Annotated in this window: 29 protein-coding genes (1 of these 29 only partly in view); 5 read left to right on the top strand and 24 right to left on the bottom strand. The window is 64.7% G+C overall.

Going from position 1 to position 25,273, the window contains the following annotated elements; all coding sequences use genetic code 11:
• Positions 1-982 carry the 3' portion of an ATP-binding cassette domain-containing protein gene (locus tag AC1RRP_RS08560; RefSeq protein ID WP_493035146.1) on the top strand. Its footprint begins 896 nt before the window's first position, so only the last 982 of its 1,878 coding nucleotides appear in the window; its start codon lies beyond the left edge, outside the window; it ends in the stop codon at positions 980-982.
• A 9-nt stretch (positions 983-991) separates the two neighbouring features.
• Here AC1RRP_RS08560 and AC1RRP_RS08555 read toward each other — a convergent pair whose 3' ends face one another.
• Genes AC1RRP_RS08555 through AC1RRP_RS08525 form a run of 7 tightly spaced genes read right to left on the bottom strand, consistent with a single transcriptional unit; the run spans position 992 to position 7,294 of the window.
• On the bottom strand, positions 992-2,080 hold the full coding sequence (locus tag AC1RRP_RS08555) for a protein-glutamate methylesterase/protein-glutamine glutaminase (protein ID WP_493035143.1): 1,089 nt from the start codon (positions 2,078-2,080) through the stop codon (positions 992-994).
• 10 nt (positions 2,081-2,090) lie between these two features.
• Positions 2,091-2,786 carry a chemoreceptor glutamine deamidase CheD gene (gene cheD / locus AC1RRP_RS08550; RefSeq protein WP_493035142.1) on the bottom strand — a complete coding sequence of 232 codons (696 nt, stop codon included), beginning with the start codon at positions 2,784-2,786 and terminating at the stop codon, positions 2,091-2,093.
• Positions 2,787-2,830: 44 nt separating this feature from the next.
• Positions 2,831-3,724 carry a CheR family methyltransferase gene (locus tag AC1RRP_RS08545; protein ID WP_322275566.1) on the bottom strand — a complete coding sequence of 298 codons (894 nt, stop codon included), beginning with the start codon at positions 3,722-3,724 and terminating at the stop codon, positions 2,831-2,833.
• A gap of 45 nt (positions 3,725-3,769) precedes the next feature.
• Complete coding sequence (locus AC1RRP_RS08540) at positions 3,770-4,255, bottom strand: chemotaxis protein CheW (RefSeq protein ID WP_493035140.1); 486 nt, start codon at positions 4,253-4,255, stop codon at positions 3,770-3,772.
• A gap of 23 nt (positions 4,256-4,278) precedes the next feature.
• A complete protein-coding gene (locus AC1RRP_RS08535) occupies positions 4,279-6,396 on the bottom strand; it encodes a chemotaxis protein CheW (RefSeq protein WP_493035138.1) in 2,118 nt (705 codons plus the stop codon).
• Positions 6,397-6,434: 38 nt separating this feature from the next.
• A complete protein-coding gene (locus AC1RRP_RS08530; RefSeq protein ID WP_057674647.1) occupies positions 6,435-6,797 on the bottom strand; it encodes a response regulator in 363 nt (120 codons plus the stop codon).
• Between the two features lie 50 nt (positions 6,798-6,847).
• Positions 6,848-7,294: a hypothetical protein gene (locus tag AC1RRP_RS08525; RefSeq protein ID WP_493035135.1), complete on the bottom strand. Its 447-nt coding sequence runs from the start codon at positions 7,292-7,294 to the stop codon at positions 6,848-6,850.
• 183 nt (positions 7,295-7,477) lie between these two features.
• On the opposite strand from AC1RRP_RS08525, the gene AC1RRP_RS08520 reads away from it, so the two are divergent.
• Together AC1RRP_RS08520 and AC1RRP_RS08515 are read left to right on the top strand one after the other, a co-directional pair.
• Complete coding sequence (locus tag AC1RRP_RS08520; protein WP_493035133.1) at positions 7,478-8,569, top strand: hybrid sensor histidine kinase/response regulator; 1,092 nt, start codon at positions 7,478-7,480, stop codon at positions 8,567-8,569.
• A 4-nt stretch (positions 8,570-8,573) separates the two neighbouring features.
• Complete coding sequence (locus tag AC1RRP_RS08515; protein ID WP_493035130.1) at positions 8,574-9,203, top strand: response regulator; 630 nt, start codon at positions 8,574-8,576, stop codon at positions 9,201-9,203.
• Between the two features lie 15 nt (positions 9,204-9,218).
• Here AC1RRP_RS08515 and fliR read toward each other — a convergent pair whose 3' ends face one another.
• The 13 genes from fliR to fliF all read right to left on the bottom strand — a co-directional run bounded on the left by fliR (position 9,219) and on the right by fliF (position 20,307).
• Positions 9,219-9,983 (bottom strand): flagellar biosynthetic protein FliR, encoded by a 765-nt coding sequence (gene fliR / locus AC1RRP_RS08510; RefSeq protein WP_493035128.1) that lies wholly within the window; start codon positions 9,981-9,983, stop codon positions 9,219-9,221.
• A gap of 16 nt (positions 9,984-9,999) precedes the next feature.
• Complete coding sequence (gene fliQ / locus AC1RRP_RS08505) at positions 10,000-10,269, bottom strand: flagellar biosynthesis protein FliQ (protein WP_057674643.1); 270 nt, start codon at positions 10,267-10,269, stop codon at positions 10,000-10,002.
• 10 nt (positions 10,270-10,279) lie between these two features.
• Positions 10,280-11,077, bottom strand: coding sequence for a flagellar type III secretion system pore protein FliP (fliP, locus tag AC1RRP_RS08500; protein WP_493035126.1), 798 nt, complete (start codon positions 11,075-11,077; stop codon positions 10,280-10,282).
• Positions 11,077-11,403, bottom strand: coding sequence for a FliO/MopB family protein (locus tag AC1RRP_RS08495; protein ID WP_493035124.1), 327 nt, complete (start codon positions 11,401-11,403; stop codon positions 11,077-11,079). The genes fliP and AC1RRP_RS08495 overlap by 1 nt, the downstream gene beginning before the upstream one ends.
• Before the next feature lie 147 nt (positions 11,404-11,550).
• A complete protein-coding gene (gene fliN, locus AC1RRP_RS08490; RefSeq protein WP_493035122.1) occupies positions 11,551-11,982 on the bottom strand; it encodes a flagellar motor switch protein FliN in 432 nt (143 codons plus the stop codon).
• Positions 11,972-12,976, bottom strand: coding sequence for a flagellar motor switch protein FliM (gene fliM, locus AC1RRP_RS08485; protein WP_493035120.1), 1,005 nt, complete (start codon positions 12,974-12,976; stop codon positions 11,972-11,974). Before fliM ends, fliN begins: the two co-directional genes overlap by 11 nt.
• Positions 12,977-12,998: 22 nt before the next feature.
• Positions 12,999-13,496: a flagellar basal body-associated FliL family protein gene (locus AC1RRP_RS08480; protein WP_493035522.1), complete on the bottom strand. Its 498-nt coding sequence runs from the start codon at positions 13,494-13,496 to the stop codon at positions 12,999-13,001.
• A 237-nt stretch (positions 13,497-13,733) separates the two neighbouring features.
• A complete protein-coding gene (locus AC1RRP_RS08475; protein WP_493035118.1) occupies positions 13,734-14,984 on the bottom strand; it encodes a flagellar hook-length control protein FliK in 1,251 nt (416 codons plus the stop codon).
• Entirely contained in the window at positions 14,981-15,457 is a 477-nt protein-coding gene (gene fliJ / locus AC1RRP_RS08470) for a flagellar export protein FliJ (RefSeq protein WP_493035116.1), read from the bottom strand. Before fliJ ends, AC1RRP_RS08475 begins: the two co-directional genes overlap by 4 nt.
• A 25-nt stretch (positions 15,458-15,482) precedes the next feature.
• The gene (gene fliI / locus AC1RRP_RS08465) at positions 15,483-16,907 is read right to left on the bottom strand and encodes a flagellar protein export ATPase FliI (RefSeq protein WP_493035113.1); all 1,425 of its coding nucleotides are present in this window, start codon (positions 16,905-16,907) and stop codon (positions 15,483-15,485) included.
• Positions 16,894-17,583 (bottom strand): FliH/SctL family protein, encoded by a 690-nt coding sequence (locus tag AC1RRP_RS08460; protein ID WP_493035111.1) that lies wholly within the window; start codon positions 17,581-17,583, stop codon positions 16,894-16,896. The genes fliI and AC1RRP_RS08460 overlap by 14 nt, the downstream gene beginning before the upstream one ends.
• 23 nt (positions 17,584-17,606) lie before the next feature.
• Positions 17,607-18,608, bottom strand: a complete 1,002-nt coding sequence (gene fliG / locus AC1RRP_RS08455; protein WP_493035109.1) for a flagellar motor switch protein FliG — start codon at positions 18,606-18,608, stop codon at positions 17,607-17,609.
• A gap of 4 nt (positions 18,609-18,612) precedes the next feature.
• On the bottom strand, positions 18,613-20,307 hold the full coding sequence (fliF, locus tag AC1RRP_RS08450) for a flagellar basal-body MS-ring/collar protein FliF (RefSeq protein ID WP_493035107.1): 1,695 nt from the start codon (positions 20,305-20,307) through the stop codon (positions 18,613-18,615).
• Between the two features lie 171 nt (positions 20,308-20,478).
• Here fliF and fliE point away from each other — a divergent pair, with 171 nt between their 5' ends.
• The gene (gene fliE, locus AC1RRP_RS08445) at positions 20,479-20,778 is read left to right on the top strand and encodes a flagellar hook-basal body complex protein FliE (RefSeq protein ID WP_493035105.1); all 300 of its coding nucleotides are present in this window, start codon (positions 20,479-20,481) and stop codon (positions 20,776-20,778) included.
• Positions 20,779-20,907: 129 nt separating this feature from the next.
• Here the strand turns inward: fliE and AC1RRP_RS08440 are convergent, their stop codons facing one another.
• The 4 genes from AC1RRP_RS08440 to AC1RRP_RS08425 form a co-directional block, all read right to left on the bottom strand.
• Entirely contained in the window at positions 20,908-21,210 is a 303-nt protein-coding gene (locus AC1RRP_RS08440; RefSeq protein WP_493035104.1) for a flagellar protein FliT, read from the bottom strand.
• A 3-nt stretch (positions 21,211-21,213) separates the two neighbouring features.
• The gene (gene fliS / locus AC1RRP_RS08435; RefSeq protein ID WP_493035103.1) at positions 21,214-21,648 is read right to left on the bottom strand and encodes a flagellar export chaperone FliS; all 435 of its coding nucleotides are present in this window, start codon (positions 21,646-21,648) and stop codon (positions 21,214-21,216) included.
• Positions 21,649-21,726: 78 nt separating this feature from the next.
• Positions 21,727-23,133: a flagellar filament capping protein FliD gene (gene fliD, locus AC1RRP_RS08430; RefSeq protein ID WP_493035101.1), complete on the bottom strand. Its 1,407-nt coding sequence runs from the start codon at positions 23,131-23,133 to the stop codon at positions 21,727-21,729.
• A 222-nt stretch (positions 23,134-23,355) separates the two neighbouring features.
• Entirely contained in the window at positions 23,356-24,843 is a 1,488-nt protein-coding gene (locus AC1RRP_RS08425; RefSeq protein WP_493035100.1) for a flagellin N-terminal helical domain-containing protein, read from the bottom strand.
• A gap of 281 nt (positions 24,844-25,124) precedes the next feature.
• Here AC1RRP_RS08425 and AC1RRP_RS08420 point away from each other — a divergent pair, with 281 nt between their 5' ends.
• On the top strand, positions 25,125-25,271 hold the full coding sequence (locus AC1RRP_RS08420) for a hypothetical protein (RefSeq protein ID WP_493035098.1): 147 nt from the start codon (positions 25,125-25,127) through the stop codon (positions 25,269-25,271).
• Positions 25,272-25,273 lie beyond the last annotated feature (2 nt).

Here is a 25,273-nt window from a genome sequence, read left to right as displayed (position 1 = left end):
CGGCGCGCCGAGCGGCAAGCTGGTGGCCGAGCTCACCGATGTCAGCAAGTCCTTTGGAGATCGAACGGTTGTCCGTGACTTCAGCGCCACCATCCTGCGGGGCGACAAGATCGGCCTGATCGGGGCAAACGGCGCCGGCAAGACGACCCTGCTGAGGCTGATCCTGGGCGAACTGATGCCCGACAGCGGCAAGGTTCGCCAGGGCGCCAATCTGCAGGTGGCTTACTTTGACCAGATGCGCAACGCGCTCGATCTGGATGCCACGCTGGAAGATTTCATCAGCCCCGGCAGTGAATGGATCGAGATCGGGAACAAGCGACAGCACGTCAAGAGCTACCTCGGCGACTTCCTGTTCTCTCCGGCCCGGGCCAACTCGCCCGTGCGCTCCCTCTCTGGCGGCGAACGCAACCGGCTGCTGCTGGCGCGCCTGTTTGCAAGGCCAGCCAATGTGCTGGTCCTGGACGAACCGACCAACGACCTGGACATTGACACGCTGGACTTGCTTGAGGAACTGCTGCAGGACTACCCCGGCACGGTTTTTCTCGTCAGCCATGACCGCACATTCCTGGACAATGTTGTGACCAGCACCATTGCGCACGAAGGAGATGGCGTGTGGCGGGAGTACGAGGGCGGCGTTGAGGACTGGCTGACGCAGTCGCGGCGCAGCCAGGCGATCAAATCAGCGGCGAGCAGGACGCCTGCAGTCGAGGCGCCAGCATCCCCGACAGCGTCGCCCGCCCAGACGCGCCCTGTTGGCAGCAGCAAGCTCAGCTACAAGGAGCGCCGGGAGCTCGAAGCGCTTCCCGACCTGATCGACGCCCTGGAGCTGGAGCAGGGCAGCTTGCGCAAGGAACTCGCCGATGGCAGCCTCTATATCAAGGATGCACAGCGCGCCACTGCCCTGAGCCAGCGCGATACTGCGATCGAAGCGGAACTGATGGCGGCCCTGAGCCGATGGGAAGCGCTGTCGGCGCGCGCCTGAGCTGCGTCGTCAAACGCGGTAGCGATCGCCACCACTGCTGCTGAGGCGGGCCAGTAGGGCCGGTGCAATGGCCGTCAGGGGCAACACCTCGTCAGCGGCGCCATGCAGGATGGCTTCGCGCGGCATGCCGAACACCACGCAGCTGGCTTCGTCCTGTACGTAGTTGTAGCTGCCGGCGTCCTTCATTTCACGCATGGCCTTGGCGCCATCATTGCCCATACCGGTCAGCATGATGCCAAAGGCGTTGGGCCCAACGACCTGGGCGCAGGAATGAAACAGCACCTCAACGGAAGGCATGTGACGGTTGACCGGCTGCCCATCCTCCACGACCGCCACATAGTTGGCACCACTGCGGTCGACACGAAACTGCCTGCCCCCCGGCGCAATATAGGCATGCCCCGGCAGGATGCGCTCGCCATGGACGGCCTCCTTCACCGTGATCTGGCACAGCCCGTTCAAGCGCTGTGCAAAGCTGGTGGTGAAACCCGGCGGCATGTGCTGGGTAATGACGATGCCCGGAGAATCTGCCGGCATGCGCGTCAGCACCTCCTTGACCGCTTCGGTGCCTCCGGTCGACGAACCGATACAGATCATCTTCTCGGTGGACAGCCGGCCCAGCAGCTTCGGCGCCGGAGCCACGCCGGCTGGGCTGGGCCCAGAGGCGGCCCCGAGCGCCGGTGTCGGTGCACGCCGGATATGCGCAGCGGCCGCGATGCGGATCTTCTCGACGATCTGATCGGACAAATCCTTGATGCCGTCGGCCAGGCCAATACGGGGCTTGGCCACAAAATCGACGGCGCCGAGCTCCAGGGCCCGCATGGTGACCTCGGCACCGCGCTCGGTCAACGTGGAAATCATGAGCACGGGCATGGGGCGCAGACGCATGAGGCGCCCGAGGAATTCGATGCCATCCATGCGCGGCATCTCGACATCCAGCGTGATCACGTCCGGGTTCAATTCGCGGATCATCTCGCGCGCGATCAGCGGGTCGTTGGCCGTACCGACACACTCCATGTCGCGTTGACGGTTGATGATCTCGGCCAGCAGGCTGCGTACCAGCGCCGAGTCGTCAACCACTACCACTCGAATCTTCTTCAACCTAGCCTCTCTAGAACAGGTCCACAGAACCACCGGCGGTGGACTTGACCACAGTGGCCGCATTGCCCTTGCGCTCCTCGACCGCCAGGGCCTCGGGATGTGCATGGGCCAGCCGCTTGACCAGCGCCTTGCCCGTGACCGGGAAAAAGCATACCTTGCGCGGATGGATGTCCAGCACGTCCTGTGACACCACCGGGATGCGCTCCGTGGCCAGATAGTCCAGCACGAACTTGGTATTACGTTCCCCCACGTTCATGGTCGTGAAGCCCGCCATCACGGCCCCGCCCCCGAAGACCTTGGCTTGCATGGTTTCCCGACGGGCACCCATCTTGATCATCTCGTTGAGCAAGAGCTCCATGGCATAGGAGCCATACCGCCCGGAACCGTCTTCGCCCTCGGGCAACATGAAGTGATTCATGCCCCCGATACGGGCCTTGCCATCCCACACACAGGCTGCGATGCAGGAGCCCAGCACCGTCATGATGAGCACATCCTCACCGGACACGAAATACTCACCTGGCAGCACCTTGACGGCGTCGTACTGGAAATGGTGATCGGCGTAGAAAAAGGAGGCCTCCCCCGGCTTGCGCGGCTGAGCCCGAAGTTCGTCAACCCGCGAGATCCGCCCACCCGCCAGCGCCTTGGGGGCACCCGAGGTCACAGGACGCAGCGGCGCCGCACGCTGGGAGAACTCAGACGGGTTCATGCCGCTCCTGCAAGGAACACGGCCGGTACCGGGGAGCATACCTTTCAACGACGTTCATACACCGTCTTTCCGCGCAGGACAAACAGATCGCGCGATTCGTTGAAATTCTCCGAGTGACCGACAAACAGCAGGCTGCCAGGTTTCATGACCCGATGGATGCGCTCCAGCACGCTGCGCTGGGTCGGGCCATCGAAATAAATCATGACGTTGCGGCAGAACACGATGTCGAAAGGCTCACGAAAAGGCCAGTCATCGCGTATGAGGTTGACGCTCAGAAACTCCACCATGCGCTGCAATTCGGGCTTCACGCGCAGGAAGCCCTCGTTGTTTCCTTTGCCGCGAAGGAAAAAGCGTTGAAGGCGGGCCATGTCCACGCCCTTGATGGAGTCCTGCCGGTAGACACCCCGCGCCGCTGTGGCCAGGACCTTGGAGTCGATATCGCTGGCCCACAGCTTGAAATTCGCCTGCGGCCCCAGGGCATCCAGCGCCGTCATGATGATGGAGTAGGGCTCCTCGCCGGTCGAAGCCGCATTGCACCAGACCCGCCAGGGCGTGTTTGATGGGCGAGACTTCAGATGCTCGGCCAGGATCTCGAAGTGATGCTGCTCGCGAAAGAAGGAGGTCAGGTTGGTCGTCAAGGCATTGACGAATTCCTGCCACTCGGGCCCGTCGTGGGACTCCAGCCAGCCCAGGTAGTCGCGAAAATTCTGGTAGCCGGTGTCGCGCAACCGGCGCGACAAGCGGCTGTACACCATGGCATGCTTGCCGTCGTGCAGGCTGATGCCGGCACGCTGATAGATCAGCGCCTGGACACGGGTAAAGTCGGCCTGCGTCCAGCTGAACTCCCTGGCCTGCACGTCCCCCCCGGCGATCTCCGCTGCACCATCCCGGTCTGCACCCGCCTTTGAACTCCTGGCGGCTTTGTCTGTGCTCAGCATCGTCAGGGCGCTTGAATAAAGAGAGGAAGCACTATCAGCAAGAGATCAGGTCTCGACAGAAACCAGGCCCATATCGACGCTCGTCATGAGCTTCTCGATATCCAGCAGGATCAACATGCGGTCCCCCACCGAGCCCAGACCGACTACGGCCGAATTTTCGATCGAACTGTCGATGTCAGGTGCGGCCTTGAGGTTCTCCGGCGCCAACTCCATCACATCACTGACAGAGTCCACCACGATACCGACGATACGGTTGCGCAGATTCAGGATGATGACCACCGTGAAGCTGTTGTACTCGGCCTTCGCGCAGTTGAACTTCAGGCGCATGTCGATGATGGGCACGATGGTGCCACGCAGATTGACCACCCCCTTGATGAACCCGGGCGCGTTGGCAATGCGCGTCGGCTTTTCATACCCCCGGATTTCCTGAACCTTGAGGATGTCAATGCCGTATTCTTCCTGATCCAGCCGGAACGTCAGGTATTCGCGCGGACCCGACGCCATTGTTCCGCTCTCATCTGTCTCACTCATACCGGTCTTCTCCTTGGAGTGCATCAATGCCGTGAACGCCGCACGAGGGTGCTGGTATCCAGAATGAGCGCCACCTTGCCATCACCCAGGATGGTGGCACCCGAAACGTTGGGGACCTTGCGGTAATTGGTTTCCAGGTTCTTCACCACGACCTGCTGCTGACCCAGCAACTCATCGACCAGCAAAGCCACCCGGCTACCCTCGGCTTCCACCACCACCATGATGTCGCTGGACTTGCCGCCATCGTAGCGCGGCACCTGGAACACCTTCTCCAATTCAATCACGGGCATGTACTCGTCACGCACCTTGACCAGGCGCGAGCCCTGGGCCACGGTGTTGACGGCATCGTCCTTGACCTGGAAGGATTCGACCACCGAGGACAAGGGCAGGATGTAGACCTCGTCGCCCACACCCACCGACATGCCGTCCATGATGGCCAGGGTCAGCGGCAGGCGGACCGAAACCCGCATGCCATACCCCTCGGAAGAATCGATCTCGACCGTGCCGTTGAGCGCAGCGATGTTCTTCTTGACCACGTCCATGCCGACACCGCGGCCGGACACGTCGGTCACGACCTCGGCGGTAGAGAAGCCAGGCGCAAAGATCAGCTGCCAGACATCGCCATCGGACATCTGGTCGGAAACGTCCAGGCCGCGCTCGCGTGCCTTGTTGAGGATCTTCTCGCGCGACAGGCCACGGCCGTCGTCGCGCACCTCGATCACGATGGAGCCCCCCTGATGGGCAGCCGACAGGGTGATGGTGCCGGTTTCAGGCTTGCCTGCAGCAATACGATCCGCCGGCATCTCGATGCCATGGTCACAGCTGTTGCGCACCAGGTGGGTCAGAGGATCAGTGATCTTCTCGACCAAGCCCTTGTCGAGCTCGGTCGCCTCGCCCTGGGTCACGAACTCCACCTTCTTGCCCAGCTTGCTGGCCAGATCTCGCAACATGCGCGGGAAGCGGCTGAACACGATGGACATCGGGATCATGCGGATCGACATCACCGATTCCTGCAGATCGCGTGTGTTGCGATCCAGGTCGGCCAGCCCCGCCATGAGCTGCTGGTTGGCCGCCGGGTCCAGCGCCTGGCTGTTCTGTGCCAGCATCGCCTGGGTGATGACCAGTTCGCCCACCAGATTGATCAGCTGGTCGACCTTGCTGATGGCCACGCGGATCGTGGCGGCTTCTGGCTGGGCCGCAACCGGGCTGGCGGCCGGCTTGGCCACACTCGCCTTGGCGGCAGGCTTGACCTCGGTCACCTCGACCGACACGGCGGCGGCGGCGACGCCGGTGGGCACCCCCGGAGCGCCTTCGAAAAAGCCAAAACCCGGCGCCGGCGCCACAGGCGCGCCGGGCGGCGGATCGTCCCGGTCCGACCAGGACGTCGCGGCGACACTCATTTCACGGATGCCCACCTGCTCACGTGACACGTGAAAGGCAAACAAGTCCAGCAGATCATCGTTGCTGGAAGACGTCGAGGCATGAAATACCCGCGTGTCCGCACGGTCACTGGCCACCTCGGTGACCGAACCGAGGCCCACGATGTCGCGGAACAGGTCCTTGATCCCATCCACCTGGTCGGGGCGCTCCAGCGGGCCGATACGGATCTCCAGCTGGCGCGCGCCTGGCGTGGCCACAACAGGCGCGGGCGCCGCCACAGGGGCCGGAGCCGGGGCAGCAGGCACGGGCGCCGGCGCTGCTGCTGCGGGCGCCGGTGTGCCACCCGCCGCCAACTCGCTGATGCGACGCACCAGATCGGCGTTGGAGGGTGGCGCGCTGGTATCGCCAGTCTGATGACGGGCGAGCAACACGCGCGAGGCATCGGCGGATTCAAGCAGCACATCCACCATCATGGGGTTGGGCTGCAATTCATGCCGACGCAGGCGGTCCAGCAAGGATTCCATCTGGTGCGTCAGCTCGGCCACATCCGCGAACCCGAAAGTGGCCGCACCTCCCTTGACAGAGTGCGCACAGCGGAAGATGCCATTGAGCTCTTCGTCGTCAGCGGTTTCCAGATTCAGGTTGAGCAGCATCTGCTCCATGAGGTCCAGGTTTTCGCCCGCCTCCTCGAAGAAGATCTGGTAGAACTGACTCAGGTCGAATGAGTCACCTCCGCCGGATTCCTGGTGTCCCTCGGTCATGCCTATCTCCTGTTGTGATCCCGCGCTGGCGGACCGTGTTACTTGATGACTTTCTTGATGACCTCGAGCAGCCGCGCCGGGTCGAAGGGCTTGACCAGCCAGCCGGTGGCGCCCGCGGCGCGACCGGCCTGCTTCATCAGGTCACTGGATTCGGTGGTGAGCATCAGAATCGGGGTGGTCTTGAAATTGGGGTGCTCGCGCAGCTTGCGCGTCAGCCCCAGTCCGTCCAGCCGGGGCATGTTCTGGTCGGTCAGCACCAGATCGAAGGTCTGGGCCTGGGCCTTTTCATAGGCATCCTGCCCATCGACGGCCTCGACCACCTGGTAGCCCGCTCCCGCAAGGGTGAATGAGACCATCTTGCGCATCGAGGGTGAATCGTCAACAGCGAGTATCAGTGGCATGTCTGCGCTCCGGGGAAATGAGGTCTGTGGTTATTCAAGTGTTCAGCGATTCAAAACAATTCGATCGAGCCGGCATCCATTTCGTCCTGGGTCACCGGGTTGGGACGTTCCGGCACTTCCTCGACAAAGGGCACCGCCTCGCCGTCTTCCTGCCCCATGGACTCGGAAGCCAGCCGATAGGCACAGCCTTGAAGCACCTTGGAAGTATGGACTATCAGTTGCGAAGCCAAATCCTGGAACTGCAGTTCGGTCACGGCCGCGCGCAGGGCGTTGCGCGCTTCCTCCAGGGCCGCCGATTCCGCCAGGGCGGGATCGGCGAGACTGCCGATGGCGGTCGTGAAGCGCTGCATCAGGTTGTCCATGGTGTGCGCCAGCAGCCCATCGAGACGGGCCAGGTCATGCACCACCACGAGGAGCGAATCCTGCACCTCGGCCACCAGCATCACCGGCAATTGCACGGCGGGCTGGTCCGCAGGCGGTGTGTTGGGGGCTTGCATGGTCATTCTGTTCGGACATCCGGATGCTAGATGGTTCACCGCTCCAGCAAGTCCAGCATTAGAATTTTCCTGGATATAGAGTAGCAGGATTCCTCGGAAATGGGAGGGAATTCATCAATATTTCGGGGCGTTCAGGTCGTCTCCCGGCACACCCACCAGGGTTTTCATCATATCGTCTACCCCATGCAGCCAGAAGTCCACCCCGCCCCCCTGCGCATCCTGCATCTCGAGGATTCGGAACTAGATCACGACATCGTGCGAAAGACGCTGCGCCGAGCCGGTCTGTCCTGCGAAATGGTACGGGTTGAAAGCCTGGATGACTTCGTGCGCATGCTGCAAGGCAGCCGTTTCGATGCCGTTCTTGCCGACTACCGCCTGCCCGGTTTCACGGCCCTGGATGCATGGAGATCCCTGCAGGCCATCCCGCAGCACCCGCCGTTCATCCTGCTGTCCGGCGCCATCGGCGAGACGGCTGCCGTCGACGCCATCAAGCTCGGCATGAGCGACTACCTGCTCAAGGACGACCTGGGCAAGCTGGCCCACGTGATTCAGCGCGCCATTGAAGTGCAGCAGGCCAAGCGTGAACGCGAACGCGCCGTCGAGGAGCTGGCTGCCTCGGAGCAGCGCCTGGCGCGCTTTGCCGAACACCTGCAAAGCTCGATCGAACAGGAACGCGCGGCGATCGCGCGAGAGATCCACGACGATATCGGCGGCTCGCTGGCGGCCATCCAGTTTGACCTCTCATGGATCGGCCGTCACCATCCCGACGCCGACACGCAGGGGCATGTGCAAGCCGCCACCGGCATGCTGCAGCATGCGGTCGGCGCCAGCCAGCGCATCATGATGAACCTGCGCCCCGCCATCCTGGACCAGGGCCTGGAAGCCGCCATCGACTGGCTGGCCGGCGAATTCGAGCGCCGCACCGGCACCCGCACCATGGTGCGCACCACCCTGCGCCAGCCCACGCTGTCCAAGAACATCCAGCTGACCGCCTACCGCACGGCGCAGGAGGCGCTGACCAATATCTCCAAACACGCCCGCTGCAGCGAAGTCCGGATCGAGCTGTCGGACGCCGAAAGTGTGCTGACGCTGGAGATCACCGACAATGGACAAGGCATCCAGCCGCCGGAGCGCAACAAGACCACGGCTTTCGGTCTCAAAGGACTGCAGGAGCGGGCGCGCACCGCGGGCGGCTGGCTGGATGTGAGCAGCCGCGAGGGCGAGGGCACATCCATCACGCTGTCGATTCCGCTCACAATCGAGGCAAAAGGCTAGATCGATGATTCGAGTGATACTTTGTGACGACCATGCCGTCGTGCGGCGCGGCATCCGCGACACCCTGTCCGAGGCCGTCGATATCAAGGTCGTGGGTGAGGCCGGCAGTTATTCGGAAGTACGGGAGTTGTTGCGCTCCACCCCCTGCGACATCCTGGTGCTGGACTTGAACCTGCCCGGCCGCGGCGGCCTGGAGGTGCTGGCTTCGCTGCGTGAAGCGGATACGCCCACGAAGGTTTTGGTCGTTTCGATGTTCCCCGAGGACCAGTACGCCATCCGCTGCCTGCGGGCCGGCGCCCAGGGCTACCTGAACAAGGCCGGCAATCCGGCCGATCTGATCACGGCCGTGCGCACCATCGCCCAGGGGCGCAAGTACGTCACGGCGGATGTGGCCCAGATGCTGGTCGACAACCTGGCCACGCCAACCAGCGAAGCGCTGCACGATGCGCTTTCGGAGCGCGAACTTCAGACCCTGCTCAAGATCGCCTCGGGCAAGCGCCTCTCCGATATCGCCGAAGAACTGATGCTCAGCCCCAAGACCGTCAGTGTCTACCGCTCACGCGTGCTGGAAAAACTCAAGCTCTCGAACAACGCGGAGCTGACCGTCTACGCCATCCGCAACGGACTGGTGTGAGAGACCTGGCGGTTTTCAGCCGGTAAAGATCTCGATGGCCCGTTCCAGCAAGGACTGGAAGGGCCGGTCCAGCATGGGCAGCGTGGCCGCCATGCCCACCAGGCCCACACTGAGCGTGATGGGGAACCCGACCGCATAGATGTTCATCTGCGGCGCCACGCGCGAGATGATGCCCAGCGCCAGATTGGTGAAGAGCAGCAGGGCCAGCATGGGCAAGGCGATCCACAGGGCGCTGGCAAACAGCTCGCCGCCCAGGGTATAGAGCTGCATCAGACGCAAGGCCTCCAGAAAATTCTGCGTCACGGGGAAGACCTCGAAGCTGCGCGTCACGGCCATCAGCACCATCAGGTGGCCGTTGAGCACCACAAAAAGCAGGGAGGCCATGTAGCCGAAAAAGCGGGCCACGGCGCTGGCCTGGGTGTTGAGCGAGGGGTCGAAGAAGGCGGCGAAGTTCAAGCCCATCTGGAAACCCACCACCTCGCCGGCCAGTTCAAAGGCCGCAAACACCAGCCGCACGACAAAACCGATGGACAAGCCGATGCCCACCTGCTGGATCACCACCCCCAGGACGGCAGGGCTGTTGAAGTCGATCACCGGCATGGGCGGCAGGGTGGCCTGGCAGGCCACCGTCACCAGCAGGGCCAGCCCGACGCGGGCGCGCACCGGAATGGCACGCGAGGAGAAGATCGGGGCCGCCGTGAAGACACCCAGCACCCGCAGGAAAGGCCACAGCAGCGGCGACAGCCACGCCATGATCTGGGCTTCGCTGAAAGTGATCATGGCAAGAGCGCCGGACTCAGAGCACGATGCCGGGGATCGCCTCGATGGTGCGCCGGATGTACTCGACCAGGATGTTGAGCATCCAGGGGCCGGCCCAGGCAAACACGGCCATGGCGGCCACCAGCTTGGGCACGAAGGACAGCGTCGCCTCGTGGATCTGGGTGATGGCCTGGAACAGGCTGACCAGCAGCCCCACCAGCAACACCACGCCCAGCAGTGGCGCCGACACCATCAGCAGTGTCAGCAGCGCCTCCTGCCCGATGGTCAGGACCATTTGTGCGTTCATGGCAGGCCTCTCATGTCACGAAACTCGCGGCCAGCGAGCCGATCAGCAGGTTCCAGCCGTCGGCCAGCACGAAGAGCATGAGCTTGAAAGGCAATGCCACCAGCACGGGCGACAACATCATCATGCCCAGCGACATCAGCACGCTGGCCACCACGATGTCGATCACCAGGAAAGGGATGAAGATCAGGAAGCCGATCTGGAACGCCGTCTTGAGCTCGCTGGTGACAAAAGCCGGGATCAGCACGCGCATGGGTGCGGTGTCGATCTTGGTGGCGGGATCGAGTTTGGCCAGCTTGGCAAACAGCGCATAGTCGGACTGGCGCGTCTGCTTGGTCATGAACTGGCGCATCGGCGCCTCACCGCGGGCGATCGCCTGCTCGAAGTTGATGACGTTCTGCGTGTAGGGCAGGTAGGCATCGGCGTAGATGCGGTCGAAGGTCGGACCCATGACAAAGAAGGTCAGGAACAGCGACAGGCCGATGATGACCTGGTTGGGCGGCGACGACTGCGTGCCCAGCGCCTGGCGCAGCAGGGACAGCACGATGACGATGCGGGTGAAGCCGGTCATCATCAACAGGATGGCCGGCAGGAAGGACAGTGCCGTGAAAAACAGCAGGGTCTGGATCGGCACCGAATAACTCGTCCCCGACGCGTCGCCGCCCACGATCAGAGGGAGCTGGGTGGTGTTGATCTGGGCAGCGGCCAAGGGCGCGTTCTCCTGCGCCAAGGCCGGCGCCGCCAGCAGCAACAGCGTGGCAAGCAGCCCCGACACCGTACGCAGGGTAGGCCAGAGCGTGAGCTGGCGCATCAGGCCGGCTCTCCGCCGTCCGCCGGCGCCTTGGCGACCGCTGCAAAAACGGATCCGCGCGCGGACGCCGACCCCGCCGGCATGCTGTGCAGGCAGCTGATGTTCTGTGACGTGACCCCCAGCACCAGCCAGGTACGCGCGCCTTCCGGGCCGACCTCGACCGTCACGATTCTTTGCTGCGGGCCGACGGCCAGCGTGGAGACGATGCGGGAAGCGGCGGCATTCGATGTGCCGCCCGGGGCGCGCTGCTGGAACCACCGCACCGCTGGCGGCAGCAGGGCAAGGATGACAAGGAACAGGACGACAGAAACAATGGTTTGCGTCATGCCGTCAGTTTAAGGCAATGCTGAGCCTCTCGGGGAGCATGCAAGGCGCAAATCCTCGCTCCAGCCCGAGCCACGCGAGGATTTGCAACACCGCAGACCGCCCGAGCCGGGGATGCGACACACGCCCGGGGCTGGCTCGGCACGCTCTCAACCCCGGCTGATGCGGCGCAGCCGTTCAGACGGGGTGACGACGTCGGTGAGACGGATGCCGAACTTGTCGTTCACCACGACCACCTCGCCCTGGGCGATCAGGTAGCCGTTGACCAGCACGTCCATGGGCTCACCGGCCATCGCATCGAGCTCGACCACCGAGCCCTGGCCCAGCTGCAGGATGTGCTTGATCGGCACCTTGGTGCGTCCGAGCTCGACCGAGAGCTGGACCGGGATGTCCAGCACCATGTTGATGTCGCTGGCGGGGGCATCGCTGGAGGAGAAGCTACGCGCGGCCCCGCCGCTCAACACGCCGCCGGGTTCCACCTCGGGGCCCTTGTCACTGCTCTTCTGCTCCTGCAGGGCCTCGGCCCAGTCGGCCATGCCGTCGTCTTCAGGCTTCTGATCCGGTGTGTCGTCAACCGCCATAGCGTTCCCCTAACCAGTTGGTGTCATTGCCGCGCAGGCACTTGTCGATGCGCAGGGCGTATTTGGCGTTGTGCGTGCCGTACTGGCACTCGAACACCGGCACACCATCGACCGAGGCCTCGATGCGGGACTGTCGTCCGAGCTCGATGAAATCCCCCGGCTTCATGGCCAGCAGCTCCTCCACCGTCGCATCGGCGCGGGCCAGTTCGGCCACCAGGGTCACCTCGGCCGCCTGGATCTCGCGCGTCAGCACGGTGACCCAGCGGCGATCCACCTCGATCGAGTCGCCCTGGGTGGAGGAATACAGCACGTCGCGGATGGGCTCCATCGTGGCGTACGGCATGCAGAAATGGATGGAGCCGGTGATTTCGGCGATCTCCAGCTGGAAGGAGGTGGAGATCACGATCTCGCTGGGCGTCGCGATATTGGCGAACTGCGGCTGCATCTCGCTGCGCTGGTAGTCCAGTTCGATCGGGTAGATCCCGCGCCAGGCCTTCTTGTATTCCTCGGAGATCACGTCGACCAGACGGTTGATCACACGCTGCTCGGTGGCCGAGAAGTCCCGGCCTTCGATGCGGGTCTGGAACTTGCCGATGCCGCCGTAAAGCGTGTCGATCACGCCGAACACCAGGGCCGGCTCGCAGACGATCAGGCCGCTGCCGCGCAGCGGGCGGATGGCCACGATGTTGAAATTGGTGGGCACGGCCAGCTCGCGCAGGAAAGCGCTGTAGCGCTGCACCTGCACCGGACCGACGGAAATCTCGGGGCTGCGGCGGATGAAGTTGAACAGGCCGATGCGCAGATTGCGGGCGAAGCGCTCGTTGACGATTTCCATCGTCGGCATGCGCCCGCGCACGATCCGCTCCTGGCTGGACATGTTGTAGGAACGGATCTCCCCGGCCTCGGCAACTTCCTCGACCGATTTCTGGCTCTCGCCGGTGACGCCTTCCAGCAGGGCATCGACTTCTTCCTGGGAAAGAAACGATTCACTCATGACGGTAAGTCCTCAGGTCGCCTCATTGAACGATGAAGCTGGAGAACAGCACGCCCCGCACGGGGTTGCCGTTGGCGCCGCCCTTGGCGGCCGCTTTCTTGTCTTTCTTGCCGGCCGGCGCTGCCGGCTTGTTGAAGTGCCGGGAAGAGGAGGCGAGGATGTCCTCGGCCAGCTTTTCCTTGCCTTCGCGGCTGAGCAGCTCGTCCGCCGTGCGCTGCGACACCAGCAGCAGCACATCGCTGCGGATGGTGGGCAGATAGGCCTTGACCTTTTCGACTTCCAGGACGCCGGTCAGCTCCAGCGTGATACCGATCTGGGCAACACGCTCGCCCCCCGGATCGGCCAGGTTGACCACCATATTGTCGAGCGGCAGGTAGGTCGGCGGGCCGGTGGGTTCGGCGACGACCGTGGCGACCTCTTCCTCTTCCTCGTCGTCCAAGGCTGCGGCATTCTTCTTGCTGAGGAAGATCCAGCCCCCGGCCGCGGCCAGGGCCAGCACCACGACCCCGATCACCACCATCAACAGCAACTTCTTGCTCTTGGGCGGCGGTGCGGCTTCGGCATCGGGGGTTTTGGTGGCCACGATCTAGTCCTCTACAACTTTGCTTGTTTCATAACGGCGGCACGCCGCGCCCCGTACGGGCACGCAGATCCGCACGCTTAGGCAAATTATTCTCGACATCCCGCCCTACGATACCCGGATTAAGGGCAAAAAACCATGCCATTCCGGGGCGCTGGACCGGGCTGTCCTGCACGCTCACACGAAAAGGTCCACCGAGCGACCCGACAGCGGCGCCGCTCGGTTGGCGGCGGCCACCAGCGCGACCGCCGGCAGTTCGGGCACACCGGCCTGCCCCTGGCGACCGCCCTGCCGTCCCTGGCCGGACTGACCGGCATCACCACGCTCGGAGCCCGAGGTGCCGACCGACATGCCGGACAACACCAGGCCTTCCCGCTCCAGCAGTTCACGCAGATGCGGCATGGCGTCCTGCAAGACCTGGCGCGTCTGCGCCTGATCGGCACGGAACTCGACGCGCGCCTCCTGGCCCTGCAATTCGATGCTGACCTTGACCGGGCCTTCCCCCAATCCTTCGACCTCCAGCTCGGCGTTCTGTGCGCCGCGACCTATCCAGTAGCCGACCTGCTCGGCCACGCGCATCTCCGTCGTCAGGCCGCCATCCGGCGCCACCGTCGGCACGTCCATGCGCGCGCCCTCGGGCTGGGCCACGCCGCTCCAGCCACCGGCCTCGCTGCCGCCGATACGCGGGCCGCTCCTTTCGCTGCGACGCTCCAAAGGCCGCAGACCGGACTCACCCGGCCCCGCCGCAAGCAACGGACTGCCGGCCGGTGCGAGCTGTTCGCTGATGCGCCAGCCCAACCGGGCGGCCACGTCATCACCGCGCCGCTCCTTGCCGGCCTGTGCCTCCATTTCGGTGGCCTGGCTCCTGTGTTGCGCCATGCGCTGGGCCAGCACCGCCTGGCGCAACAGGGGCTGGACCTCGTCGGCCGTCGTGTGGGCCGGCGCTGCGGCCTCGGCCAGGGCGGAAGCATCAGGCCGTCGGGACGAGGCCTCGGCTGCCGCCGACAACTCCCCCGCTGTCGCCCGCGATTCGGATCGACCCGCCGCCACGGGTGGCAAGGCGGATGTGGCTTCGGCGGCTGCGGGTGTGCCCAGAGCCTGGCCCTGCAGCGCCCCCTGCGCAACAGCGGTGGCCGGCACCGCCAGCTGCGGCAAAGCCGCCGTGGGCACAGCGGGATCGAGCGGCAGCGCCGCCGGATCCACCGCTGCGTCGGTCGCGCCGGGCAACGCCGCCGAGGCAGCAGCGTCTGCGCCGGACAGCGCGTCCTGGGACACCAGCTCCTCACCATCCAGGCCCATCAGCAGGGCGGCAAAGTCGCCCGGGGTCGCGGCCTGCGCCTTGCCGGCGCCATGCCCGCTCCCGCCTGCCTGGGCCGTCTTGGCCACCGGCTTGGGGGCTGCCGTCGTCACACTGTGTTCCATGCTCATGATCCTTCTCCATTCAACTGGCCGCCGACACCGCCGGCGCCACGGGCGTATTTGAGGACGGCCAGTTCATCCATCTGTTTCTGTTCGCGCCTGGCTTCGAGCTGGGCGCGGGCAGTGAGTTTTTTCTTCACCAGCAACTGCAAGGCGGTCAGGCGCACTTCCTCCTGCACCTTGCGCTGGCGGGCCATCTCGACCTTGCGCTGCAGGTCGGCCATCACACCGCTCTGCATGCCGACGGCCTGGTGCAGGCGCTGCAAGAACTGCTGGTGATGCAGCATCAGCTCGGCGCTGACGGTGGCCGCGGTGGCCGTCGCCCACCGTGATTCGGTATCGGCGGCGTAGCTCTCCAGCTGGTCCAGCTGGCCTTGCGCCTGCTGCACGGCGCGGCGCGCCTGCATCAGGGCCTGGTCGGCCTGGTCACGCGCACGCGTGGCCACCTCGATGGCCAGGGCCAGGCTCTTCAGGGCTGACATGGCAACCTCCTGTCCCTACGGGCGCTCACGGGAAAGCCTCCTCGCGCTGGATGGTGGTCGCCATGGCCTTGACGCTTTCCTCGAAGCCGGCACCGGCGTACATCTCCTGGCGCAGGAAATCATTCATGGGGCCGTTCAGGCGGATCGCCTCGTCCAACCCCTGGTCGGAGCCGTGCACATAGGCGCCGATCTGTACCAGGTCACGCCCGCGCTCGTAGCGCGAGGCGATGGCACGGAACTGCCGCGCCAGCTCGAAGTGTTCGCGGCTCACCACGTTGTGCATCACACGCGAGGCCGACTGCGCGATGTCGATGGCCGGGTAATGACCGGCCTCGGCCAGCGCGCGCGTGAGCACGATGTGGCCGTCCAGGATGGCGCGGGCTGCATCGGCAATCGGGTCCTGCTGGTCGTCGCCCTCGCTCAGCACGGTGTAGAAGGCCGTGATGGAGCCCACGCCATTGAGACCATTGCCGCTGCGCTCGACGAGCTGCGGCAAGCGGGCAAAACAGGACGGCGGGTAACCCTTGGTGGCCGGCGGCTCGCCCACGGCCAACGCAATCTCGCGCTGCGCCATGGCGTAACGCGTGAGCGAATCCATCAGCAGCAGCACGTGCTGCCCCTGGTCGCGGAAATATTCGGCCACACCGGTGGCATAAGAAGCCGCCTGCATGCGCAACAAGGGCGGGGAGTCGGCCGGCGCCGCCACCACGACGGAGCGCGCGCGCCCCTCTTCGCCCAGAATGTCCTCGATGAATTCCTTCACCTCCCGGCCGCGTTCGCCGATCAGGCCGACGACGATGACGTCGGCCTTGGTGTAACGCGCCATCATGCCCAGCAGCACGCTCTTGCCCACACCAGCCCCGGCGAACAGGCCCAGGCGCTGGCCACGTCCCACCGACAGCAGGGCGTTGATGGCGCGCACCCCGGTGTCCAGCGACTCGCGTATAGGCGCGCGGTCCATGGCATTGATGGGGGTGCGGTCCAGCGGGCGCGACAGCACGTTCACGACCGGTCCGCGCCGGTCCAGCGGTTCGCCATGGGCGTCCACCACGCGGCCCAGCAGGCCCGGGCCCAGCGGCAGGCGCAACTGGCCCTGGGCATAACTCGCAACCTGCGCCTGCGCGGCGTCACCCAGGCGCGGTGTGGCCACATACGGCGCGGTGGGCACCACGCTGGCACCACTGGAGAGGCCCTGCACATCGCCGGCGGGCATCAGGAAGGCCCGGTCACCGGAAAAGCCCACGACCTCGGCCAGCACCGGCGGCTGCGCCGGCTGGCTGACGAGGCACTGCGAACCCACCGGCACGCGGATGCCCACGGCCTCCAGCACCAGGCCCGTCAGACGCGTGAGCGTGCCGCCGGCTTCCAGGGTACTTTGCGGCGCGCCGGCCTGCTGGCGAGCGCTGTCCAGAAACGCTTGCCAACGGGCACCGGGGTCAGGCGTCGTCACCGGGCACCTCCTCCCAGGGCAGGTTCTGCCCCAGCCGGCCGATGGCGCGCGCCCAGCGCTTTTCCAGCCGGCCATCGATCACGGTGCCACCGGACTCGACCAGGCAACCGCCGCGTGTGATGGCCGCATCGGGCTGCAGCGTGAGCGGCAGGTTGGGGTATTCCTCGCGCAGGATGTCCTGCAGCACGTCCAGGTCCAGCGGATTGAGCTTGAGCTGCACCGCCTTGCTGTCGGTGAACAACATGCCCAGGGCCTCGCGGATCACCGGCAGCAGCACATTGGGGTTGCTCGAAATCTCATGGCGCAGCACCTGGCGCGCCAACTCGCAAGCCAGCTCCAGCACGGCCTGGCCGGCCATCTGCTCGGCGCCTTCCAGCTGGGTCTTGGCCGATTCGATCAGGTCACCCAGCTGTTGCGCTGCATCGCGCCCCTGCTTGGCAATGTAGTCGCTGACCTGCTTCTGCGCCTCCAGCAGAGTCTGGTCACGGCCCTGCTGGAAACCGTCGGCATAACCCTCGGCGTGGAACTGCTGGCGCACGCTGGCGAGCTGCTCATGGAGTTCGCGTTCGCGGGCCTGCTCCTCGAGCAGCATGGCAGCGGCATCAACGTCGCCAAAACTCCAGCGGGAGACGGCGCCGATTTCCTCGCCGGGAATGAAACGGGTGGTGGGGCGCATGGATCAGTCCTGGTTTACTTGTCTCAGACCATGGCGTCGTCGGCGCCGCCGCCGATGACGATCTGCCCCTCGTCGGCCAGCCGGCGGACGATCTTGAGGATTTCCTTCTGCTGGGTCTCGACCTCGGACAGGCGCATCGGCCCGCGCGACTCCAGGTCCTCGCGCAGCGTCTCGGCTGCACGCGAGGACATGTTGGAGAGGAACTTCTCCTTGAGCTCGGGCTGGGCACCCTTGAGCGCCACGATGAGCGACTCGGACGCCACTTCCTTGAGGATCATCTGGATGGCCTTGTCGTCGAGCTTCAGGACGTCGTCGAACACGAACATCTTGTCCATGATCTTCTGTGCCAGCTCGGGGTCGTGGCCGCGGATCGATTCGAGCACCGTGCCCTCGATCACCGTACCCATCAGGTTGATCATCTCGGCCGCAGTCTTGATGCCGCCCAGCGAGGCCTTGCGGATCTTGTCGCCGCCAGCCAGCACCTTGAACAGCACCTCGTTGAGGTCCTTCAGCGCCGTCGGCTGGATACCTTCCATGGTGGCAATGCGCAGCATCACCTCGTTGCGCTGGCGCTCGGTCAGGTATTTGAGGATGTCGGCCGACTGGTCGTAATCCAGGTGCACCAGGATGGCCGCCACGATCTGCGGATGTTCGTTGCGCAGCAACTCGGCCACCGACATCGGGTCCATCCACTTCAGGCTCTCGATGCCCGAAACGTCGCCGCCCTGCAGGATGCGATCGATCAGCAGGGCCGCCTTGTCGTCACCCAGGGCGCGCTTGAGCACGGAGCGCACATAGTCGCCCGAGTCCGACACCAGCAGGCTTTGGGCCGCGGCGATGTTGGTGAACTTGGTCACCACGTCATCGACGCGCTCGCGCGTGATGGACTTGGTCTTGGCGATGGCCTCGCCCAGCTTCTGCACCTCTTTCGGTGACAGATGCTTGAACACCTCGGCCGCCTCCTCTTCCCCCAGGGACATGAGGAGGACCGCGGCGTCCTGGAGTCCGTCTTCCTGCGTTGCCATGGTCTTATCCCATCGTCAGGGCGTTGCCCTGACCTTCGCCGTTGACCCAGCCCTTGACGATGCCGGCCACGGCTGCCGGGTTGTCGCGTGTGAGTTTGCGTGCATCCTCCAGCGCCTTCTCGCCAGGCGTCGGTCCGGCCGGCGCTTCAGCCGCCGAGGGGCCCGCGAGCTGCGGACGATCCGGCTCCTCGGACAGCATGGCGTCGAGTTGCGGACGGCGCGGGGTCGGGGTGCTCAGGGATTTGAGGGCCGGGCGGATGACACCGAACAGCACCAGGACGGCCAGCAACAGCGTGCCCAGCGGCCACGCAAAGCTGCGCGCCAGCTCCTGCATTTCAGGCTGCTTCCACAGGGGCACCTCGGACAAGGTGATTTTTTCCTGGGCAAAAGGGGCGTTCAAGAGGTTCACGGAGTCACCTCGATCCTGGCTGAAGCCGATTGTCTCACGCACCAGCGCCGTCATCTTCTCCAGCTGCTGCTCGGTCAGCGCCACCGTCGTGGTCTTGCCCTTGGCATCGGTCTCGGTCTTGTGGTTCACCACCACGGCCGCGCTCAGGCGCTTGATCACGCCACTGCCGGCACGCACCACCTTGACGGTCTTGTCGACCTCGTAGTTGATGATCGATTCACGTCGTGTGCTGGGCGGCGTTGCGGCAGCAGCAGCGCCGGGCGCGCCAGGCGCGAGGGCCTGCGCCGGGCCGTTGATGGGGGCCGTGGACGGCGCCGGGGGCTGGTTGCTGGTGGCACCGGGCACACCGGCCGGGCCGGCCGGGCCGGGGTTGCTGCTCTCCAGCAGCTGCTGGCTGCGGATGCTGCCTGAATCGGGCGTCTGGTTGGGCTTGTGGGTCTCCGAGGTCTGCTCGGTCTGCGAGAAATCGACCTCGGCCGTCACCTGGGCCTTGACGTTCTGGCGGCCCACCACGGGCTCCAGAATGTCCAGGATGCGCTGGCGATAGAGCGTCTCAAGTTGTTGCACGTACTGCAGCTGCTGCGCGTCCACGCCGCCGGCCGCACCATCGGGGCCATTGGCGGGCTGCGACAGGAGCTTGCCGGTGTCATCCAGCACGCTGACGGCCTCGGGTTTCATCTCGGGCACGCTGGAAGCGACCAGGTGCACGATGCCGGCGATCTGGCTGCGGTCCAGCGGACGACCGGGGCTCAGGCTGAGCAGCACGGAGGCCGAGGGCTTCTGCTGCTCGCGGAAGAAGCCGTTCTGATTGGGCATGGCCAGGTGCACCCGGGCACTTTGCACCGAGGACAAGGCCTGGATGGAACGCGTGAGCTCGCCTTCGAGGCCGCGCTGGAAGCTGACCCGCTCCTGGAACTGGGTGACGCCGAAGCGGTTGGCCTCCATCAGCTCGAAACCGGCCACCGATCCCTTGGGCAGGCCCTGGGAGGCCAGGCGCAGGCGGGTGTCGTGCACCTTGTCGGCCGGCACCAGGATGGCGTGGCCGCCCTCGGCATGCTTGTAGGGCACGTTCATCTGGGACAGCTGGGCAATGATGGCGCCGCCGTCCTTGTCCGACAGGTTGGCATAGAGCACGCGCCATTCGGCCTGGCGGCCCATCATGAGGCCGACGATGGCAATCACCACAAACAGGGCCACGCCGACGGCCAGACGCATGATCTGCCCCTGGTTGAGCGTGGAAAAACGCTGGCCCAAGGTCGGGTTCAAGGGGATAGCAACAGCTTCAGCCATGGTGTGTTCCGGTACATCCTGGCGCGGTTCTCAGCGCCTGTGCATCGGATTATTCGGGCTGCGCCCCAAAACTATAGGAGGAAAAGACCCGGGTTTCCCGGCCTTTTCAAACTAAAGATCCGCAGAGTGGCCGCTAGCATCAGTTCCAACATCTACCCACGGGGCTGACTTATGGATATGCGACTCACACCCACCACGATGCCGGTCACGGTGCGGCCGGGCACAGCCGCCAAGGCGGGCGTGGCCGCCAATGGGTTCCCTGGCGAATTCAAGGCCGCCCTGCAGTCGGTCAGCGAGGCCCAGAACTTTGCCAGCACCCTGCAGAAGCAGGTCCAGATGGAAAACCCCAAGGTCAGCCTGGAAGAGACCATGGTCGCCATCCAGAAGGCCCAGATCGGCTTCCAGGCCACGCTGCACGTCCGTAACCGCATGGTGCAGGCTTACACGGACATCATGAACATGCAGGTTTAGCCTACTGCGCGAACCGATGGCCGCGTTGGGCGGTGCGCGCCATCCTCACGTACAGGGAGTACGTTCCGGTGGCTGTGCTCCGTCCGCCTTGCCCTCGGCTCGCTCGCTACGGCTAAACCCCAGCTTTGGTTAATGCAACACGCGCTTGCCGCTGCCGTCCATGATCTCCTCCAGATGGGTGAGCCAGGGTTCGGTCAGGTGACGGATCTCGGCGTCGTTGCGCAGGATGCGCTGCATGATGCGCGCCTTCTCGCTGCGCTCCTCAGGCCGCAACTCTTCCTCGCGTGAGCGGTAGCGCAGCTGCTCGATCAGCACGGCGCACACACCCTCGTAACGCATCACGGACTCCAGGTCCTTGACCCGGGCGGCCTCCAGCATGCGGGTGCTGCTGTCCTCGATGGCCTTGTAATAGTCGATCAGCATCTGCGGCATGGTTCAGGCTCCCGCGCTCACGGGCGCAGCCGGTTCGGCCATCGCCCCTTGTTTCATGCCCTTCCAGCCCTGGGCGACGGTTTCGATCAGGCGCTGGATCTCCTGCAGGATGGCGTCGTCGTTCTGGGCATTGGCCAGGATCAGGCGGCGGGTGCAGTAGTCGTACAGGGCGGCCAGGTTCTCGGCCAGCTCGCCACCATCGATGCGGTCCAGCCCGGTGCTCAGGCCTTCTTCCAGGATGCGCAGGGCCCGTGCAATGGCCTCGCACTTGGCCAGCACGTCGCCCCGGGCGAGCGCGCCACGCGCGGTCGCCAGCGACTGCAGCATGCCGTCAAACAGCAGGCTGACGATCTGGTACTGGTCGATGGTGTGCATGCTGGTCTCGACGTTGATGCGTCGATAGGCGTCGGCCGAGCGTGGGCTTGCGGTGCGAAACATGCGGTGGGTTCCTCTGGTGCAGCGTCAGGTACTGAGTATTTATCGGCGGGTCCGCGCGAAAAATGAAATCATCCGGTCTCAGGAAGAGGACCGGTTCCACTGCGTAATTTGCTGTGTCAGGTAGGAGTTGAGTGAATTCAGGCTGGTGAGCTGGACGTCCAGCGCGCTGTAGCGCCGGTTCAGGGCCGCTTCCATGCGGCTGGCCTTCTCGTTCACGCGGACCTGGTCCTTGGCATTGTTGTCCAGGGAACGCTTGAGGTTGTCGTCCTTGGTCTTGAAGTAACCATCGCTGGCCAGCAGGGTCTTGGTCAGGCCCTTGAGGCGCACGGCAATGCCCTCGGCGTTGCCGGGGGTGGTGCTGCTGAACAAGGCCTTGAGCTCGTCCATATTGCCCAGGGCCTTGCCAAGCTTGGTGCTGTCCACCTCCAGGTTGCCACCGCGCAAGGCGCTGACGCCGATATCGCTCAGGCGGTTGTACATGCTGGAGCCCGTGCTCATGGACTGCACGGCGGCGCGCAGGGCGCTTTGCAGGGCCAGCGTGGTGCTGTCCCCCTGCAACAGGCCGCCGGTCTTGGTGGCCTGGTCGTATTTGGTCGCCTCGTTGAGCACCCCGTTGATCTCGTTGTAGGCCTTGACGAAATCCTCGATGTTCTTCTTGACCGTGGACGTGTCCTTGGCGATGGTGAGGGTCACCGGCGCCGTCGTTTCCTTGACGGCCGTGAAAGTCACCCCCGCCACCGAGTTGGCAAAGACATTGGTCGCCGAGCTGACACCTATGCCGTTGATGGTGGCCGTGGCATTGGCCGCCGCCTGGTTGGTGACGCTGCCGTTGACCAGGCGCGACAGGCCCAGCGCGTCGGCCGGGTCGCCGTCGGTGTCGCTGGTCACACTGAGCTGGAAGCCGGCCGCCAGGCCGGTGTTCTTGCCGCTGAGCAGCAGGCGGTCGCCCGAGGCGTCGCTCAGCACCGTGGCCGTGACACCGGCATTGGCGCCGTTGATCTTGCTGGCAATGTCAGCCACCGTGTCGGTGGCGCCGATGGTCAGGTCCACCGGGGTACCGCTGCCGGGCGTGAAGACCGCCCCGGCCCACTGGCCGATCTCCAGGCGCAGCGTGCCCGCGCCGACAGCGCCGCCCACGGGCAGCAGCGGCATGGTGTAGCTGGACTGCGCCTTGGCCAGGCTCTGCACTTCGACGCTGAAGGAGGTGGGCTGGGTACCACCGATGGCACTGGCCGTGACGGCGGAGGTATCCGAGGAAGAGGCCGACACCCCGTTCCAGCCCGTCACGCTGCTCAGCTTGCTGACGGCATCGGACAAGGCGGACACCAGTGACTTGATCTGGCCGAAAACCGAGATCTTGGTCTGCACCGTGGCCGCGGCCAGCTGCAGTTTTTCCAGCGGCTTCTTCTCCAGCGCCACGAGCTGCGAGACGATGCTCTTGACATCCAGATTGCTGCCGATTCCCGGCGATGACATCGTGGCCATGACGAACTCCTGACTGGCGTGGGTGCCAGCATTGCTTGCAGAATTATCGGCCTCGCCCCCGGATCTGTCACTTTGATTTGGGGCGCGAAAAGACCATATTTCCCGCTCTCTCGGTTATCGGCGGATTCGCATGTAACTTGAGCCCGCGCGACAAACGGCCGCTGAATAAAAAAACAGCCCGGCGTGGAAACCACGCCGGGCTGAGGCTAGAGGCTAAGCGGTTCAGCGCAGCAGGGCCAGCACGCCCTGGGGCAGCTGGTTGGCCTGGGCCACCATCGCGGTCGCAGCCTGTTGCAGGATCTGGGCGCGCGACAGGGCAGCGGTTTCCGCGGCGAAGTCAGCATCCAGAATCCGGCTACGCGAAGCAGTCAGGTTCTCCGACGTCACCTGCAGGTTGGCGATGGTGGTGTCGAAACGCGACTGCAGGGCGCCCAGCTTGGCGCGTTCGCCGCTCAGGAAGGACAGGGCCGAGTCCACCGTCTTGAGCGCGTCGGACGCCTTGATCACCGAGGTCACGTCCAGGTTGGAGACCTTCTTCAGCGTCGAGTTGCCGTCGATGACGAGCGAGGCGGCGCTGCCGGTCGTCGCGTTCACTGCAAAGGACTTGTCCGAATCCAGCGTCACGTAGCCGCTGATGATGGCGTTGTCAGCGGTGGTATCAGCCGCCAGGGTGATGTTGCCGGCCACGGCCACGAGGGCACCGGTGGTGTCAGCCACGTACTTGGTGACGGTCACGGCACCGGCGTTGGCGGTGGTCGTATCCGCCACACGGATGTCGTTGCCAGTCGCGTTGGTCAGGACGATGCCCGTGCCGGCTGTGTTCAGGCTGGCGATGACGCCGGTCTTGGACGACTTCTCGTTGATGGCCGAGACAGCGCTGGACAGGCCGTCGGCGCCACTGGTGGCCGAGATGGCGAAAGAGACCACCTCATCTGCCGAGTTGTCCGAACGCAGATTCAACGAATAGGCACCGGCGGCACCGAAGGTCAGCTGCACGTTGGTGTCGGCAGAAGCCGTCACGCCGGTGGCGGAAGTCTGCAGGTTGATCGAGTCGGCGGCCGCCTTGGCCGTGCCGTTGGCTGCAATGTTGACGTTGGCGCTGCCCAGGGCACCGTTGATGGCGACGGTGTCGATCACGCTGCCGTTGGCACCCCAGGCGCCGGAGCCGGCCGAGGGGCCGCTGGCGATGACCTGGTTGTTGCCGTACTGGCTGGTGCGCAGGTTGGCGGTGGAGGCCACGATAACCTGGCCAGCGTTGGCGCCGACCTGGAACTGGGCGGAACCGAAAGTGCCGTCCAGCAGCTTCTGGCCGTTGAATTCCGTGGTTTGCGAAATGCGGTCCAGCTCGGCCACGAGCTGCGAGACTTCCTGGTTCAGGGCCTGGCGGTCCGAGGCGCTGTTGGTGGCGTTGGCCGACTGCACGGCCAGTTCACGCACACGCTGCAGGATGTCGCTGGAAGCCTTGAGCGAACCTTCAGCCGTCTGCGCCAGCGACACGCCGTCGTTGGCGTTACGCACGGCCTGGTTCAGGCCGCGGATCTGGCTGGTGAAGCGCTCGGAAATCGCCAGACCGGCGGCGTCGTCACGGGCGCTGTTGATGCGCAAGCCCGAAGACAGGCGCTGGATTGCGGTACTCAGCGAAGCCTGACTGGTGCCCTGGTTACGCTGGGCGGTCAGCGAGCTGATATTGGTGTTGATGATCGATGCCATTGCAAATCTCCTTGACAAACAGATGGCGTTACCGCCAACCAGGACGCCAGACGATTCTGGCGACTTGATTCACCAGTGCAACATTGCTGTCGCGGTGAATGGCGGACCCGGGGAGGACCGTTGAATCTGTTTTCGGCCCGGCTAGAACAAAACTTGAGGCCTGATTCACCGAATTACGCCACTTTCCCCATCCATTTGCACCCTTGGGCCACGGCGCAAGCTCCAGTGCAGGCCGGGTACACCAGGGTTTTCGGCGCTTGCCGGCCGAACTTGAGGGCTAAATGCAAAAGCTGGCCGGTTTTCCCCCTTTTTATCGGGGCACCGGCCCGAAACCCGCCGCCCACAATCAATCCATCGTTTTGCCATGTCCCATCTTTCATGGCGCGAACCGGCCACGAAAGGGCCACAACCCTGAACTGAAGGAGTGATT

The organism is Hylemonella sp. GW821-FHT12C09, assembly GCF_058807395.1.
The sequence above is the reverse complement of the archived record's forward strand: the minus strand, read 5'-3'. Positions and strand labels throughout refer to the sequence as shown.

Excerpts from the sequence above, each read along its gene's own strand:
- cheD (WP_493035142.1), bottom strand. The coding sequence starts at position 2,786 with ATGAACCCGTCTGAGTTCTCCCAGCGTGCGGCGCCGCTGCGTCCTGTG.
- AC1RRP_RS08545 (WP_322275566.1), bottom strand. The coding sequence starts at position 3,724 with ATGCTGAGCACAGACAAAGCCGCCAGGAGTTCAAAGGCGGGTGCAGAC.
- AC1RRP_RS08540 (WP_493035140.1), bottom strand. The coding sequence starts at position 4,255 with ATGAGTGAGACAGATGAGAGCGGAACAATGGCGTCGGGTCCGCGCGAA.
- AC1RRP_RS08535 (WP_493035138.1), bottom strand. The coding sequence starts at position 6,396 with ATGACCGAGGGACACCAGGAATCCGGCGGAGGTGACTCATTCGACCTG.
- AC1RRP_RS08530 (WP_057674647.1), bottom strand. The coding sequence starts at position 6,797 with ATGCCACTGATACTCGCTGTTGACGATTCACCCTCGATGCGCAAGATG.
- AC1RRP_RS08525 (WP_493035135.1), bottom strand. The coding sequence starts at position 7,294 with ATGCAAGCCCCCAACACACCGCCTGCGGACCAGCCCGCCGTGCAATTG.
- AC1RRP_RS08520 (WP_493035133.1), top strand. The coding sequence starts at position 7,478 with ATGCAGCCAGAAGTCCACCCCGCCCCCCTGCGCATCCTGCATCTCGAG.
- AC1RRP_RS08515 (WP_493035130.1), top strand. The coding sequence starts at position 8,574 with ATGATTCGAGTGATACTTTGTGACGACCATGCCGTCGTGCGGCGCGGC.
- fliR (WP_493035128.1), bottom strand. The coding sequence starts at position 9,983 with ATGATCACTTTCAGCGAAGCCCAGATCATGGCGTGGCTGTCGCCGCTG.
- fliQ (WP_057674643.1), bottom strand. The coding sequence starts at position 10,269 with ATGAACGCACAAATGGTCCTGACCATCGGGCAGGAGGCGCTGCTGACA.
- fliP (WP_493035126.1), bottom strand. The coding sequence starts at position 11,077 with ATGCGCCAGCTCACGCTCTGGCCTACCCTGCGTACGGTGTCGGGGCTG.
- AC1RRP_RS08495 (WP_493035124.1), bottom strand. The coding sequence starts at position 11,403 with ATGACGCAAACCATTGTTTCTGTCGTCCTGTTCCTTGTCATCCTTGCC.
- fliN (WP_493035122.1), bottom strand. The coding sequence starts at position 11,982 with ATGGCGGTTGACGACACACCGGATCAGAAGCCTGAAGACGACGGCATG.
- fliM (WP_493035120.1), bottom strand. The coding sequence starts at position 12,976 with ATGAGTGAATCGTTTCTTTCCCAGGAAGAAGTCGATGCCCTGCTGGAA.
- AC1RRP_RS08480 (WP_493035522.1), bottom strand. The coding sequence starts at position 13,496 with ATGGTGGTGATCGGGGTCGTGGTGCTGGCCCTGGCCGCGGCCGGGGGC.
- AC1RRP_RS08475 (WP_493035118.1), bottom strand. The coding sequence starts at position 14,984 with ATGAGCATGGAACACAGTGTGACGACGGCAGCCCCCAAGCCGGTGGCC.
- fliJ (WP_493035116.1), bottom strand. The coding sequence starts at position 15,457 with ATGTCAGCCCTGAAGAGCCTGGCCCTGGCCATCGAGGTGGCCACGCGT.
- AC1RRP_RS08460 (WP_493035111.1), bottom strand. The coding sequence starts at position 17,583 with ATGCGCCCCACCACCCGTTTCATTCCCGGCGAGGAAATCGGCGCCGTC.
- fliG (WP_493035109.1), bottom strand. The coding sequence starts at position 18,608 with ATGGCAACGCAGGAAGACGGACTCCAGGACGCCGCGGTCCTCCTCATG.
- fliF (WP_493035107.1), bottom strand. The coding sequence starts at position 20,307 with ATGGCTGAAGCTGTTGCTATCCCCTTGAACCCGACCTTGGGCCAGCGT.
- fliE (WP_493035105.1), top strand. The coding sequence starts at position 20,479 with ATGGATATGCGACTCACACCCACCACGATGCCGGTCACGGTGCGGCCG.
- AC1RRP_RS08440 (WP_493035104.1), bottom strand. The coding sequence starts at position 21,210 with ATGCCGCAGATGCTGATCGACTATTACAAGGCCATCGAGGACAGCAGC.
- fliS (WP_493035103.1), bottom strand. The coding sequence starts at position 21,648 with ATGTTTCGCACCGCAAGCCCACGCTCGGCCGACGCCTATCGACGCATC.
- fliD (WP_493035101.1), bottom strand. The coding sequence starts at position 23,133 with ATGGCCACGATGTCATCGCCGGGAATCGGCAGCAATCTGGATGTCAAG.
- AC1RRP_RS08425 (WP_493035100.1), bottom strand. The coding sequence starts at position 24,843 with ATGGCATCGATCATCAACACCAATATCAGCTCGCTGACCGCCCAGCGT.
- AC1RRP_RS08420 (WP_493035098.1), top strand. The coding sequence starts at position 25,125 with ATGCAAAAGCTGGCCGGTTTTCCCCCTTTTTATCGGGGCACCGGCCCG.